At 64.6% G+C, this 13841-nt stretch carries 16 protein-coding genes and 1 tRNA gene; 7 read left to right on the forward strand and 10 right to left on the reverse strand.

The features are described from left to right. The first annotated feature begins 11 nt into the window (after positions 1-11). Entirely contained in the window at positions 12-653 is a 642-nt protein-coding gene (locus IPV08_RS22195) for a DUF1223 domain-containing protein (RefSeq protein ID WP_348646174.1), read from the forward strand. Between the two features lie 29 nt (positions 654-682). Here IPV08_RS22195 and IPV08_RS22200 read toward each other — a convergent pair whose 3' ends face one another. The 3 genes from IPV08_RS22200 to IPV08_RS22210 all read right to left on the reverse strand — a co-directional run bounded on the left by IPV08_RS22200 (position 683) and on the right by IPV08_RS22210 (position 4110). Further along, entirely contained in the window at positions 683-1948 is a 1266-nt protein-coding gene (locus IPV08_RS22200) for an aminopeptidase (protein WP_207413779.1), read from the reverse strand. 102 nt (positions 1949-2050) lie between these two features. Beyond that, entirely contained in the window at positions 2051-2344 is a 294-nt protein-coding gene (locus tag IPV08_RS22205; RefSeq protein ID WP_056427510.1) for a DUF2218 domain-containing protein, read from the reverse strand. A 314-nt stretch (positions 2345-2658) separates the two neighbouring features. Further along, positions 2659-4110, reverse strand: coding sequence for an FAD-binding oxidoreductase (locus IPV08_RS22210; protein WP_207413798.1), 1452 nt, complete (start codon positions 4108-4110; stop codon positions 2659-2661). 161 nt (positions 4111-4271) lie between these two features. On the opposite strand from IPV08_RS22210, the gene IPV08_RS22215 reads away from it, so the two are divergent. From IPV08_RS22215 to IPV08_RS24980, 4 genes are all read left to right on the forward strand, one after another. Next, entirely contained in the window at positions 4272-4970 is a 699-nt protein-coding gene (locus IPV08_RS22215) for a fumarylacetoacetate hydrolase family protein (RefSeq protein ID WP_207413781.1), read from the forward strand. After that, complete coding sequence (locus IPV08_RS22220) at positions 4967-5446, forward strand: NUDIX domain-containing protein (protein ID WP_207413783.1); 480 nt, start codon at positions 4967-4969, stop codon at positions 5444-5446. The genes IPV08_RS22215 and IPV08_RS22220 overlap by 4 nt, the downstream gene beginning before the upstream one ends. A gap of 129 nt (positions 5447-5575) precedes the next feature. Further along, positions 5576-5650: transfer RNA gene (locus tag IPV08_RS22225), tRNA-Gly, on the forward strand. Between the two features lie 207 nt (positions 5651-5857). After that, positions 5858-5992, forward strand: coding sequence for a hypothetical protein (locus IPV08_RS24980; protein ID WP_280136553.1), 135 nt, complete (start codon positions 5858-5860; stop codon positions 5990-5992). Positions 5993-6730: 738 nt separating this feature from the next. Here IPV08_RS24980 and IPV08_RS22230 read toward each other — a convergent pair. Continuing rightward, a complete protein-coding gene (locus IPV08_RS22230) occupies positions 6731-6913 on the reverse strand; it encodes a hypothetical protein (protein WP_056427522.1) in 183 nt (60 codons plus the stop codon). A 208-nt stretch (positions 6914-7121) separates the two neighbouring features. Next, complete coding sequence (locus tag IPV08_RS22235; protein ID WP_207413785.1) at positions 7122-8936, reverse strand: adenine deaminase C-terminal domain-containing protein; 1815 nt, start codon at positions 8934-8936, stop codon at positions 7122-7124. Positions 8937-9228: 292 nt separating this feature from the next. Here IPV08_RS22235 and IPV08_RS22240 point away from each other — a divergent pair, with 292 nt between their 5' ends. Further along, positions 9229-9486 (forward strand): hypothetical protein, encoded by a 258-nt coding sequence (locus IPV08_RS22240; protein WP_056427528.1) that lies wholly within the window; start codon positions 9229-9231, stop codon positions 9484-9486. A 3-nt stretch (positions 9487-9489) separates the two neighbouring features. Here IPV08_RS22240 and IPV08_RS22245 read toward each other — a convergent pair whose 3' ends face one another. The 5 genes from IPV08_RS22245 to IPV08_RS22265 form a co-directional block, all read right to left on the reverse strand. Then, positions 9490-9705: an alkylphosphonate utilization protein gene (locus IPV08_RS22245; RefSeq protein WP_056427531.1), complete on the reverse strand. Its 216-nt coding sequence runs from the start codon at positions 9703-9705 to the stop codon at positions 9490-9492. A gap of 3 nt (positions 9706-9708) precedes the next feature. Beyond that, positions 9709-9918, reverse strand: coding sequence for a hypothetical protein (locus IPV08_RS22250; RefSeq protein ID WP_056427534.1), 210 nt, complete (start codon positions 9916-9918; stop codon positions 9709-9711). A gap of 165 nt (positions 9919-10083) precedes the next feature. Then, positions 10084-10839: an ABC transporter ATP-binding protein gene (locus IPV08_RS22255; protein WP_207413787.1), complete on the reverse strand. Its 756-nt coding sequence runs from the start codon at positions 10837-10839 to the stop codon at positions 10084-10086. Next, a complete protein-coding gene (locus tag IPV08_RS22260; protein WP_207413789.1) occupies positions 10839-11591 on the reverse strand; it encodes an ABC transporter permease in 753 nt (250 codons plus the stop codon). Before IPV08_RS22260 ends, IPV08_RS22255 begins: the two co-directional genes overlap by 1 nt. Positions 11592-11595: 4 nt before the next feature. After that, a complete protein-coding gene (locus IPV08_RS22265) occupies positions 11596-12624 on the reverse strand; it encodes an ABC transporter substrate-binding protein (RefSeq protein WP_207413791.1) in 1029 nt (342 codons plus the stop codon). 286 nt (positions 12625-12910) lie between these two features. On the opposite strand from IPV08_RS22265, the gene IPV08_RS22270 reads away from it, so the two are divergent. Beyond that, positions 12911-13315 (forward strand): DUF3597 domain-containing protein, encoded by a 405-nt coding sequence (locus IPV08_RS22270; RefSeq protein ID WP_207413793.1) that lies wholly within the window; start codon positions 12911-12913, stop codon positions 13313-13315. The last annotated feature ends 526 nt before the right edge of the window (positions 13316-13841 follow it).

A 13841-nucleotide genomic window follows, 5' to 3' on the forward strand; every position in this document is an offset into this window, starting at 1 on the left:
CGCCTCGCGCGGTGATCGAGCTCTTCACCAGCCAAGGTTGCGGCGCCTGCCAGCAGGCCTCGCGGATGATGGGGGATTACGCCCAGCAGGCCGACATCATCGCCCTGACCCTTCCGGTCACCTACTGGGACTATCTTGGCTGGAAGGACGAACTCGCGATCCCGGCCTTCACCGAACGCCAGCGCGCCTATGCTCTGAGCCATGGCGAGCGCCAGCTTTTCACACCGCAGGCCATCGTCAACGGCGAGCCATCCCCGGTCAGGTCGGACCAGGCCTTCCTCGACCGAAGCCTCCGCACGGCGCGACAGTCGGGGGGCCTTATGGTGCCTGTAAAGGCAACGGACCAGGGGGACCGTATCACCATCGATATCGGCGCCGGACGGGGAAGCGGCGAGGTCTGGCTACTCCCGATCCTGCGCAGGCACAGGACGGCAGTCGGGCACGGTGAGAACAAGGGACAGGTGATCGATTACGTGAACGTGGTGCGCGGGATGCACAAGGTCGGAGCCTGGATGGGCCAGGCCGCGCATTTCGAGCTCCCGCGTAGCCTCGCTCGTTCAGGTCATGCCGACAGCTACGTGGTCATGCTCCAGAGTGGGACGCTGGCCCATCCCGCCCGCATTCTCGGCGCGACGAAGGGGCCAGGTTTCTGAGCCTTGGCCCGCTTACTGCCTTCGCCGCTTCAGCCCACCCATTCCCCAGCGCGCATAACCGGCACGGCGCGCCCTTCGGCGGTAAGGCCATCGACGTCGATCTCGACCGAGCCAATCATCCAGTCGATATGGATCAGGCTGCGGTTCGCACCCCGTGCCGTGAGATCGTCCTCACTGAAGCCTTCACCGCCGTCGCGGAAGCATTTGCTGTAAGCCTGCCCCAGGGCGATGTGGCTCGCCGCATTCTCGTCGTACAGGGTATTGTAAAACAGCAGTCCAGAAGCGGAGATAGCAGACGAAGCCGGCACCAGGGCGACCTCACCGAGACGGCGAGCCCCCTCATCCGTGTCGAGGACGCGCGCGAGGACATCGCCCCCTGTGCGAGCCGTTGCCTCGACGATGCGCCCATCTTCGAACCTTACCCGGATGCCGTCGATCAGCGTACCCTGGTAGGATAAGGGCTTGGTGCTTGCCACGTGGCCGTCCACCCGCGACTTGTGAGGCGTGGTGAACACCTCCTCGGTGGGAATATTGGCGTTGCACAGGATCCCGCTGCGCGAAACAGAGGCCCCACCGCACCACTCGTGATCGTCGGCAAGGCCGACGGTGAGGTCGGTGTCCGGTCCCTGAAACCGCAAGGCAGCGAAGCGATGCTCGTTGAGAATCTTAGTGCGGGCGTGGAGAGCCTCGTTATGCGCCTTCCACTCGCCCACCGGGTCGGTACCGTCAACGCGAGACGCCGCAAAGATCGCGTTCCACAGGCGTGAGAGGGCTTCGTCCTCGGCGCAATCCGGGAAAACGGTCCGTGCCCAGGGGCGGGTCGCCGCTGAAACGATCGTCCAATTCGTGGCGAAATTCGCGATGAGTTCGAGAGCCGGCACATAGGCCTTCGAGCGCGAGCGATTGGCGCGGGCGACTTTCTGGGCGTCCTGTCCAGCCAGCAACGACGGATCATCCCCGGCGATCGCAAGCCTTGCGGCTCCGTTCCGGAACGCGTTGGCCATACCGCTGTAGAGCCAGCCCGCCGCCGTATCGAACGCGTCCTCAGGTGCGTGGGCGAAGCGCGCCAAGGTCGCAGCGTCGTCGGAATAGAAAGTAGTCACCAGGGACGCGCCGGCCTTGTAAGCCTCGGTGGTGATCGCACGGGCGAGAGGCGCAGCTTCGAGCGGCGCCGTCATCACCAATTCCTGGCCGTTCTGGAGTCCGAGCCCAATGCGGACCGCCACCTCGGCGAGGCGGCTAATCCGCTCGTCGAAGGAGAGGGCGGTCGTGTCAGCCCCAGTGCTCGTCGTCATCACCAATCTCCTTAGCTCCATCCCGCATATGCCACGGGGCGGGCGTTCAGCAAGATCGGGATTCGTGATGCTGATTCAAGCGCGGGACCCGCAGCGAGATGGTCAAGCAGCGCGCGACCAAGTGATTTCGCCGAGATTCTCGCGGAAGGCGAAACGCATGAGATGGTCGGCCACCACGTTTTCCAGCCGCGTCAGACCAGCTGGATCAGGAGTCGCGACACGCATCAACAAAGCATCGGCCTCTGCCTGGAACGTGCAAACGCGATCTTCGCCGAACGGGACCGTACCGGCCGCGTCCGTCGCTTCCACGGGGAATTTATGGCTCCAATGGCGGCAGAGCTGCTTCAGGTAGCGGCTTGCCTCGGCAGTGGGAACTCTCGCCTGCGAGATCGGCATCGTCTTGTCTCCTTCGGTCCCTGAAATCCATGGACGCAGCTGGTGCATCGTTGTCGCTGGGCTGCAGACCTTCATTGAGGGTGCGATCCGCCTCTTACTGAAGGGGTCAGGACCGTTAACGTCCCCATAAGACGCTGCAGCGCACCCATGGAGCACTCTCAACGCAATAACGCTTTAGATCAGGACTTGAAGCCGTTTCATGGCGCATCGCGAGATCGATTGTGATCTTTTCTTGTGCGACGCACAATGGGGCATGTGAACAACGCCGTGAGTGCCTGGATGGCGTATGCGGAGAAGTCACACGCCCCCGGCGCTTACTCCTTCGGAAGCGCCGGGGGAGGGTTCGCTGACAACGCGATCACCTTCCCGGGGTTCAGCAAATCTCGCGGATCGAGGGCGCACTTGAGCCGGCGCATCAGGTCCAGGCCGACCGGATCGGCGTAGAGGCCCAGTTCGTCTCGCTTGATTAGGCCGATGCCATGTTCGGCGGCGATGGACCCGCCCATCCGATGCACGATGTCGTGAACGATCCTGTTGAAGCGTCCCCATTCCTTGAGGAACGTAGCCTTGTCCATGCCGAGAGGCTGGCTAAGGTTGAAGTGGATGTTGCCGTCGCCGAAATGCCCGAAGGCGCAGACACGCAGGCCAGGCATTTCAGCCTCGCATGCCGCGATCGCCGTATCGAGGAAATCGGCGAGACGCGATAGCGGCACCGAGACGTCGTGCTTGATCGAGCCGCCTTCGAGCGACTGAACGTCAGACAAGTTTTCTCGGAGCGCCCATAGGCTCGCGTTCTGCGTCTCACTCGACCCGATGACCGCGTTTTCCACGAGACCACGATCGATAGCAGCGGCAAGCGCCGTCTCGATGGCACCCGAGGCCTCGGCCCCAGCGTGCGTCGTAGACATTTCGATGAGCGCGTAGCCCGCATGATCCCCGGGAAGGGGACGTGGAAAAGCAGGTCTGTGTTTCAGTACGATTTCGAGGCCGAAGCGCGGAATGTACTCGAATGCCGTAAGGTTATGGCAAGCCGTCCGTTTAAGCATGTCGAACAAGGCCAGAGCGGAATGCGGCGACGAAAGACCCGCAAAGCCGACTGCCCGCGACGAAGGCTTGGGATAGAGCTTCAGCACCGCCGCGGTGATGATTCCAAGGGTCCCTTCTGATCCAACGAACAGGTGTTTCAGGTCGTAGCCCGCATTGTCTTTGCGCAGCGCGCTCAACCCGTTCCAGACCCGGCCGTCTGCCAGCACCACTTCGAGGCCGAGCACGAGATCGCGCATGTTGCCATAGGCAAGGACGCCGGTTCCGCCGGCATTGGTGGCGAGGTTGCCGCCGATCGTGCACGAGCCCTCCGAGGGCAGTGACAGGGGGAACAGCATCCCCTCCTGGTCGGCCGCCGCCTGAGCCTCGGCGAGCAGGACGCCCGCCTCGACGGTGATACTGGCGCTCAACGGGTCGATGGCGCGGATGTGCGAGAGGCGACCAAGCGACAGGACGATCCCGCCATGCGGCACTCCGCCTCCCACCAACCCGGTATTACCACCCTGAGCAACGATGGCGATTCCAGCGGCGGCGCAGGTCGCAACAACGAACGCGACGTCGCCGGTATCGGCCGGCCGAACGACGGCGAGCGCGCTGCCGTGAAAGAGGCCGCGCCATTCCAGGAGATGGGGTGCAATCTCTGCGGGGGCCGTAAGGACGTGCTTCTCTCCCAAACGCTCAGTGAGACGGAAGAGAAGATCGGCGGGAGCAGTCACGGGCAGCTCTGGGTGGGAGATCGAGGGGTAACACGAGGTGGGGAGGCCGGACCGTCACGATGGCGGCTGCGAACTCACCTCCTATGATAAGGTTCGTGACCAGTCTTTGCAGGGCACGGAGCCGTGCCGCAACTGATCAGTGCAAACCCGGAGGAGGCGCCCAACTGATGCTGTCCGTGATCCCGAACCCACCCCGTACCGCCCTGCCCATTGCTGGCAGCGAGGACTTTTTCCCTGTGCGCCGCGTCTATTGCGTGGGACGCAACTACGCCGCCCATGCCCGCGAAATGGGGAAGGATCCCGAGCGCGAGCCGCCGTTCTTCTTCATGAAACCGGCGGACGCACTTCAGATCGTCCCGGGCGCGGATGCAGTAGACCATCCCTATCCGCCCCGCACCACCAATTACCATTTTGAGGTGGAACTCGTAGCAGCCCTCGGATGCGGCGGGCAGGACATCCCCACGGCCGATGCCCTCGATCATGTCTACGGCTACGCCGTTGGGCTCGACATGACCCGACGCGACGTTCAGGACGAAGCCAAGCGCCTTTCCCGCCCGTGGGACCTCGCCAAATCGGCCGATGCCTCGGCGCCCATCGGACCACTCCACCCGGTCGAAGGTCGCAGGCATCCGATGCGCGGCGCCATCACACTCTCGGTGGACGACAATCCCCGCCAAGCCGGCGACCTATCGGAGATGATTTGGTCCATAGCCGACCAGATCGCACTCCTTTCCACCTATTTCGAGCTCCATCCCGGCGACCTGATCTTCACCGGTACGCCTTCAGGCGTCGGTGCGGTCGAGCGCGGACAAGTGATGCAGGCGGCCATCGAAGGCTTCGGCGCCATCCGCCTTAACGTCGTATGATTGGCTCCCTCGTCGACCGGCCGCTGATCCAACGGTTATTCCAGTTCGGCGCCCTCGTGTCCCGTGGGATGACCCTCGGCGTGCGGGGCGTCGCCCTCGACACTCGGGGCCGCGTCTGCCTCGTGCGCCATACTTATGTGGAGGGATGGCACCTGCCCGGGGGTGGCATCGAGATTGGCGAGAATGCCATCGACTCCATGGTTCGAGAGTTTCGGGAGGAGGCCGAGATCGTCGTGGAGGCGGCAGACACCCTGCGCCTGCATGGCTTCTTCCGCAGCACCGCCGCAACGGGCCGCGACCACATCGCTGTCTACGTCGCCCCCACTTTCACACTCCTCGGACCGAAGGCGCCAGACCGGGAAATCGCGCAGAGCGACTTCTTCGCGCTCGACGCCTTGCCCAAAGACACGACGCGGGCCACCCACAGCCGCCTCGACGAGATCGTCCATGGACTCTCCCCAACGGCCACGTGGTGAGAACGCGAGAAAGTTGCCCGCCGGCAAAAGAACCGAAAAACAACTCTTGCCACGCCCGCCGGAATGTTGTTTAGAGACGCCGTCCGGGGCCGCCGGCGGGTCTTCTCCTCCAGCGGCACGGCATAGTGAGCGGGTGTAGCTCAGGGGTAGAGCACAACCTTGCCAAGGTTGGGGTCGAGGGTTCGAATCCCTTCGCCCGCTCCAATTCATCCAACCAGCGGAACATACGCGATAGGCCGCCTTCGGGCGGCCTTCGTCGTATCTGGGGCTCGCATTCCGTCTTTCGATGGACGGTCATGACGAGTTCTCAAGCATACACATTGCCGGTCATCCGATGGCCGCCAGCGAACCATCTCGATGAACCAATACGCCCTCTGCATGTTGAGTCACCGACAGCAAGGGATAAAACGTATGACATCGACCTGGATGACCCTCGAGGAACTCGCTCTCAACCGCCAGATCACGGTGGATGAGGCGCTCCGCATTGTGAACGAGGCCCATTGCCCCAAGGTGTTCCGTGCGACGGCAACCCTGTATCTGGTCTGAGGGCCAAGCGGGCGTGCTAGAGATTCAGTAGCGGTAGTTGTTTTCTACCTCCGTCGGGTTCCGACCCGCTAACTCAGGGCCCGACGGAATGCGAGGCGCTGAAATCATTCCAAATTGCCATTCTGACGGCATTCGCAGCCTGTACTACCCTCGCTTCGGCAACCCATGCTGCCCCCGTGTTACTTAGCAAGGTGCAGCTCGATCCGTCGAGCAGAGTTGAACAAGTCCAGTACGCATACGATAACAGCGCTCGTTATCCGCTCCGCATGCCCATTCGCCAGGAAATTCATCGTGAGCGTCCTTAGGATGCCCGTCTCTGGGCTTGGCGCTGCAGCTACTGAATATCATACCGGCACTATTTTTTCATTTAGCGGAATGGAAATAGCCCAGCGCCATCATCTGGCACTGGGCTATTTTTACGTCAAGAACTAGCTAGCACCAGCATTGGTACGGGATTAGCTGCGAGTAGCGGTTTGTATCGAGGCGATAGCAGATCCGGTATTTTCGACCCGACCGTGCGGGGTCACACCGGTATTCGGCAAGATCGGTATTGTGTTGGGCTGCAACCCGCACTGCCCCTGCACCGGCGAAGAACGGCCGGCTGGAGGCGTTTCCACCCGCCCCCACCTTGGCCGGGACAACCAGCCGTTGGGACAGCCCAATTCAATAAATCGTTACTTCGCGCGCACGAGAAACCGGTTTGTCACCGCCGCTTGAAAGCGTTGCACGGTGATACCGTCACAGCGCCTGTCCGCCATTCTGACGCATGGGATCACAGATTTTCGCAGACACCTTATCGAGATGTTCGCATGCATTCTTGAGGTACCAAGCCTTCAGATCCGGCTGGGTTGGTGCGACGAACATCGCCACAAGGACGAAGCCGACGAAGCCGAGGACGACAAGCGTCAGAAGATTCCGCATCAACTCACTCCAAAAAAAGAGCGTCCTCTCCTGGAAACAGGGCGCAAGCCCATAGGAGACAACGTAAAACGGCCAGCCAATCGCCTCAACGGACAATTCAGCTGGCCGATTCGGTAATAACACGGCTTGTGAAAGCCGACACGGGAAAGGCTGTTGAGACCTGATCTTTCAACGTTGTTGACAGCGTCCTGGTTCCCAGTTGTGGATCTTATCTCTCTGCAGGTTCAAAAAGCGGTACGATCTTCATGGCCGGCACCAGCACGAGGCCTTTGTCGGTGATCCGAATCTCTGGAATGACAGACAGCGGAATCAGGTTGAACCCCATATAGGGGATCGTGCAGCCGGCCCGCTCCCAGGCTATCTTCAGCAAACGGACTTCTTCGGCGACGAGGCCGACGCGCTTGTCGGAGAGAAGCCCTGCCACAGGCAGCGGAACCATCGCGGTGACCCTCCCATCCTCGACCACGCAGACGCCCCCCTGGATCGTCGACAGCGCATCTAGAGCGACGCGCATGTCCTCTTCATTCAGCCCGGCCACGATTACGTTGTGCGAATCGTGGCCGACACTGCTCGCGACAGCGCCCTGTTTCAGACCAAAGGCGCGCAGCAATCCGTGCGCGACGTTCCCGGCCCTGCCATGGCGCTCGATCACGGTGACGAAGCACAGGTCGTTGTCCCGCAATGTCGTTACCCAATCGAGGCCGGGCGTCAGATCGTAGCGCTCGTGGGTCAACTCGATGCCGGGAAGCGTGGTGCGAATGGCGTTGACGACACAGCGGCCTTCGGGAAACGGCGGGACGAGGGCAGGAAGCGGCTGTGGCAGATGCATCGTTGCATAGGCTGGTGCAGGATATCGATAGGGTCGCGAGAGTGCCGCATCGAGGAGGGGAGTAACCGCACGGTTCTCGACCACGCACCGTCCGCCATACCATGTGGTCTGCGGGATCAAGTCATCATCGAGGAGGACCAGATCGGCCCGACGTCCCCCGCCGAACCCACCAATCTCGCCATCGAGCCCATACCGGGTCGCCGGATGGAGCGAGCCCATTGACCATGCCTGTTCGCGGGGGATGCCCATGCGGATTGCCTCGCGCACCACCCAATCCAGGCCGTAAGCGAGGAGATCCTGCGCATCCCGGTCGTCGGTGCAGACGCAGACCCGCTTGGCCGAGGCTCCCAGTTCGATGATCGTACCGATAGCCTTGGGCAAACTGTGCCAGGGCGTGGTCGGCGGGCCGCCGCGCAGGTAGATCCACAAACCCGCCTCGAGCAGGTCGTCGGCAATATCCCTGTCGGTGGCTTCGTGGGTGTCCGTGACCCCGCTGGCCGCGTAGGCCGCAACGAAGCCGCGGCCGTAGATATGGCCGGAGACCGGCCGCCCCCGTTGCAGAGCCGCCGCGATGATGGCATGCGCCCTTTCATCGCCCTCGGCGACGGCGACGAAATCCATCTTCTCGCCAAGGCCGATCGCCTCCGGCCACGCATCGAACAAAGCTCCGATCTTCTCGGCCGTCAGGTCGCCGCCGGCGGTTTCCAAGGCCGGCGACGTAGCCGGGACCGTGCTTGGCACCGTGAGGTAGATATTGAGCGGCGCCTCGCGGGCATCCTCCAGCATCCAGGCGATGCCGTCCGCATCAAGGACATTTCCGATCTCGTGGCTGTCGCAGACGATGGTCGTGGTGCCGTTGAGGAGCGCCGCCTCGGCATAGGCGCAGGCGGTCACCATGCTGCTCTCGATATGCAGATGTGGATCCACCAGGCCGGGCGCCAGAATACCGCCGGCCGCATCGTAACGGGGGGCACTCCCGCGATAGGCACCGGCAGGCTTTACGGCGGCGATACGTCCTCCGGCGATCCAGACTTCACTGTCCGGCCGGATCCGCTCGGAATAGGTGGAGAGGATACGCGCACCGGTGATGACGAGATCGGGCTCCGCCCGCCCCGCGGCGACGCCGGCGAGATGCCGGGTCATCCGGGCCAAGGGTGCGACGGAAAAACGTGTCAGCGGCGTCGGATCGGTCATCGTCGGCTTGGCTCCTGGCATCATCGGACCGGCCGCCACGGCAGGCCGGTCTTGCTCGGCGGCGCGCACGCATCATGCCACAGGCGGGTCTACCGCGCCTGCGCGTCCAGAAAGGCGGGTTGCCAACCTGTTTCGCCGGGACCATGTAGCGCTGCGAGTTCGGTCGTGGCGTCTCCCAACGGTGACGGTCACGGCGCAGGAATGTCGGCGGGACCAGACGGTCGAACGTCGAACATTTCGCCTACCGAACCCTCGACATCACATTCCCCGATCGCATCATCGAGCATTTGTCATGGCCAAGCGTACAAAGTCGAAACCGCAGGAGCGGGGCTCAGTCCTGTTCGACGTGGTCTATGAAGACGAGTCCCGTGCCTCGAACCGTCGGGTTCCCATGGAAATCCTCGGAGGGCTCGACGGTGACGAGCCCGCCCGGCAACTGATCGAGGAGCAGGACCGCGCCATCGCCGAGAAGTCGGGCCGTCCGTCCCGCGCCATTCGAAGCCTGAGCCGGTCGCCGGCCCGCGCGATCAGCAGCGAGTCCGGCGATTGATCCTCAGGCTTTCTTGAGGAACTGTGTCTTCAGAACGAGGCCCTTCACCTTCTCGGCGTTGCACTCGATCTCTTCAGGATCTTCCGTGAGGCGGATGTTCTTGATGAGCGTCCCGCGCTTCAGGGTGGTGGAGGTGCCCTTCACCTTGAGATCCTTCACCAGCGTGACGGAATCCCCGTCGGCCAGCTTTGTGCCGTTGGCATCCTTCGTATCGGCCATGGTTCAGGCCCCGGCATCGGGCGGCATGTAGGGCTGCCCGGCATTGGTCAGCGCCCGGTCCACCGCCTCGATGGCGAGGAGGATGCGCATGAAATCCTCGGCGGCGGAGGCAGCTGCGAGTTCGCTCGAACCGATCCGCTTGGCCAAGGCGTTGCGCTGTCGCGAGAGGCTGGCGCGGGCGCGGTTGAGGTCGGCAATCTCGTCGGGCGTCATGGTAGGGTCTCTCTGCCGATCGACCGTCCAGGCGGTCTCGGGTGCGGAGCGATGCAATCTTTGGCCGCAGGATGCAATGGCGCATGCGGCGGCATCGCCGCGGATGGGGCGACGGATTCGATACAGACGGCCCCGGCCGTCTCGCGAAGCGGCCTTACGGGGCGGTCACAGCTCCGCGGACCGCCCCGAAAGCTCGGCCCGCAGGTTTCGGGCAGCCCGGGTCAGCGCCTCGTCGCGGCGGCGGCGCGGACGCGGCACGTCGATCGTCATGTCGGCCGCGACCCGGCCCGGGCTTCCTGCCAAGACCACGACACGGTCGGCCAGGGTGACGGCCTCGTCGATGTCGTGGGTGACGAACAGGATGGTCTTGCCGGTCGCGGCCTGGATGCGCTGCAACTCGTCCTGCAGGCCCTCGCGGGTGAAACTGTCGAGTGCGGAGAACGGCTCGTCCATCAGGAGCACGTCCGGGTCCACGGCGAGCGCGCGCGCGATGGCGACGCGCTGGCGTTGCCCGCCCGAGAGTTGGTGCGGCCAGCGCTGGCCGTATTCGCCGAGTCCGACGAGGTCGAGCATCTCCTGCGCCTTGGCGAGGCGCTGAGGCTTCGACAGGCCGCTGCCTTCCAGGCCGAAGGCCACGTTGGCGACGACCCGGCGCCAGGGCAGCAGGCGCGCATCCTGGAACACCAGCGCCATCGGCGTGCGGCAGCCCTCGCGCGTGGCGAGGCGCACCGTTCCCCCGCTGGGGGCGGCGAGGCCGATGAGAACGCGCAGGACGGTAGATTTGCCGACGCCGGATTCGCCGACGATGACCACGAACTCGCCGCGCGCGATGGAGAGATCCAGCTCCGACAGGATGACATTGCGCACCCCGTCGCGCTCGTAGGCCAGGCTGAGGCCGCGTATGTCGATGATCGGGTCCATCAGGCGCGCCACCGCAGGAGCCAGCTCTGGAGGGCGACGAAGCCGGTGTCGAACAGCCCGTAGAGGCCGGCCATGGTGAGCATGTAGACGACCACGATATCGGTGGAGAGGAGGCTGGAGGCCTGCATCATGCGCGCGCCGACACCCGGCACGCCGAAGATCTCGGCGGCCACCACCGCCATCCAGGCCTGGCCGAGGGCCGTGCGCAGGCCGACGAGGATGCCGGGGGTCGCAGCCGGCAGCAGGATCTTGGTGAGCCGCGCCAGCGGAGAGCGGAAACCGAAGGCCTGGGCGACCTCCACGAGGTCCCGGTCGACCCCGCGCACGGCCCCTTGAGTCGCGAAAAACACGATCCAGAACACGCCGATGGCGATGATGAACACGGCGGCCGAGGGCTGGACCCCGAACCAGATGATGGCGAAGGGCACCCAGGCGAGGCCGGGAATGGGCCGCAGCAGGCGCACGATCCAGGCGGTGAGCGCCTCGAAGCCCCGGAACATGCCCACCAGGATGCCGAGCGCGATGCCTGCCCCGGCGCCGACGGCGAGGCCGACGAGGTAGTGGCTCAGGCTCGACAACACCGCCTCGCCCCACACCCCGAGACGGATCTCGTTGAGGAAGGCGGCCGGGATCGTGCTCGGCGGCGGCAGGAAGGCCGGGTTGATCAGCCCGAGCCGAGGCATCGCCTCCCAGAACAGGAGGAAGGCGACGAGTCCGAGAGCCGCGAGGGCGGGTGCGCGAAGGGCCTTCATCCGATCAGCGCGCGATCGCCTTCTCGTAGTAGCGCGAGTCGAACAGCCCATCGAGGGGCACGTCCTTCTCGAGGGCGCCGATGGAGACCTGATAGGCCTGCATCGCCTTGGTGGCGACGATGATGGCGCGCGGATCGACGGTGAACTTCGCCGCCGGCGAGGTCAGGGCCTTCTGGATCGTGGCGAGGTCGACGATGCCCTTGCCGAGGGCGGCGAGCACGTGGGGCGCGGCCTTGGCCGAGTCGGATTTCAGCAGCGTGTCGGCGCGGATGAGGGAGCGCACCAGGGATTCCACGGCGCCGGGGTTGCGGTCGGCATAAGCGCCGTAGACGCCCACCACCGTGCCCGGCTGGTCGGGGAACATCTCGGCTCCGTTGGCGATCAGCTTCACGCCCGGATTGCGGCCCTGGATGATGGTGAGGGCCGGCTCGCGGATCGAGGCGCCGTCGACGGCGCCGGCGAGGATCGCCTGCTGCGTGGCGTCGATCCCCATGGGCACCACCTCGGCATTGGCCTTGTCGGCCTTCGCCACCTGCCACAGCCAATGCTGCAGGGTGGTGTTGGGCACCGAGCCGAGGGGCTGGGTGGCGAGCCGCGCGGAGCGGCCTTCCTTGGCCTTGAACTGCGCGAAGGCCTCGGCTTTGCTGGCACCGTTGGCGAAGAACGGGGCGAGCTTCGGCCCGGCCACGAACACCATCTCCTCCACCGCCGTGGAGGCGACGACGCGGACGTCGATGTTCTTGGTCCGCGCCACGGCCAGCGGCGCGACCCCGGCCACGTAGACGTCGATCGTGCCCGAGGCGAGAGCCTGGATCATGTTCGGGCCGGATTCGAAGGTGGTGAAGGAGGGGGCGAGGCCCGCCTCCTTGAGCCAGCCCTCGCCGTCGGCGACGAAGATCGGCGAGGCGCCGATGACCGGGATGACGCCGATCCGCATGGGGATCGGAGCCGTCTGGGCGGAGGCGGGGGCCGCGATCAGCCAACCGGCCAGGGAGGCCAGGATCGTCGCGATGACGGGAAGGGCAGGGCGCATCGAAGGGTCCGGATTCCGGGGGAAGCAGGTCGGCTCGCGGCGAGCCGTGGCCCGGCCATGCCACAGGAGCCGCGTTCTTCAAACACCGTTGCGCGAAAGAACGGCCCGCTTCGCGAATCTAAGGACGCCCTTCCACGGCCAAGCTTGAGGGGAGAGGCTTTATTCCCCAGCCCCGGGCGTCCGGCCGGAACGGCCTTGGCTGTATTCAGTTGAGAGGCAGGACCTCGTGAAGAGCAAGGCCTCGGCCGTCCATCGAGACGACCGACCAACGACAAGGACAGACGCCATGAGCTTTCTCGGCAGCATCGTCAGCAAGATCCTCCATCCGTTCGGCGGCGGAACCACCTCGGCGGATGCCGCACCGGCAAACGCCCCGGCCGGCTCCACCACCACCGCCCCCACGGAATCGGCGGCCGCTCCGAAGCCCGGCGAGCCGGTGGACGTGGAAGCCGTGCTGAACGGCATGGCCGCGAAGAACTCCCAGACCCTCAACTGGCGGACCTCCATCGTCGACCTGATGAAGCTCCTCGACATCGATTCGAGCCTCAGCGCCCGCAAGTCGCTCGCCGACGAACTACACTACACCGGCGACAAGGAAGACTCGGCCACGATGAACGTCTGGCTGCACAAGCAGGTCATCAAGAAGCTCGAAGAGAATGGCGGCAAGGTGCCGGCCGACCTGAAGGATTGATCGCAGGGGAGCATCCCCCTCTCCCCGCGCGCGGGGAGAGGATCGCGGACACCTCATCGTGTCCGCGATGAGCGAGAGGCGAAGCCGAAGCGGGGGTGAGGGGGCGATTCCGAAAGAGACTCGTCCGTCATCGCCCCCTCACCCTCGGCTGCCGCCTCGACGCGCCGACGACGAGGTCGTCGCGTCCCTCTCCCCGCGAGCGGGGCGAGGGGATCCAAACACCTTCACCCCCGCGCGCGACAGCGCCGGGGGCATGGCCTAAAAGAAGCCCCGAACAGGGGACGCGGGACGCCGCGGAACCCATTGAGCGCTAGAATTGTTTGCCGGTCCCCCGGCGTCCCGTCAGGCTCCGGCGTTCCCGCCGGGGCCTGTTTTGCGTCACGGTGTCTCCAGCGGTCCTCGCGTTGCGTCGCGCCTGAGGTGGTCGTGTTGCATCCCAGCCCGGCTGTTCGAACGGACTTTGCCCCGCACGCCCTCTCGTATTGGAGGGGCCGCAAACCTCATCATGGCAGCCCAGAACGGGGTC

The sequence above is a fragment of the Methylobacterium sp. SD274 genome, from assembly GCF_017355285.1.
Taxonomy (GTDB): domain Bacteria; phylum Pseudomonadota; class Alphaproteobacteria; order Rhizobiales; family Beijerinckiaceae; genus Methylobacterium.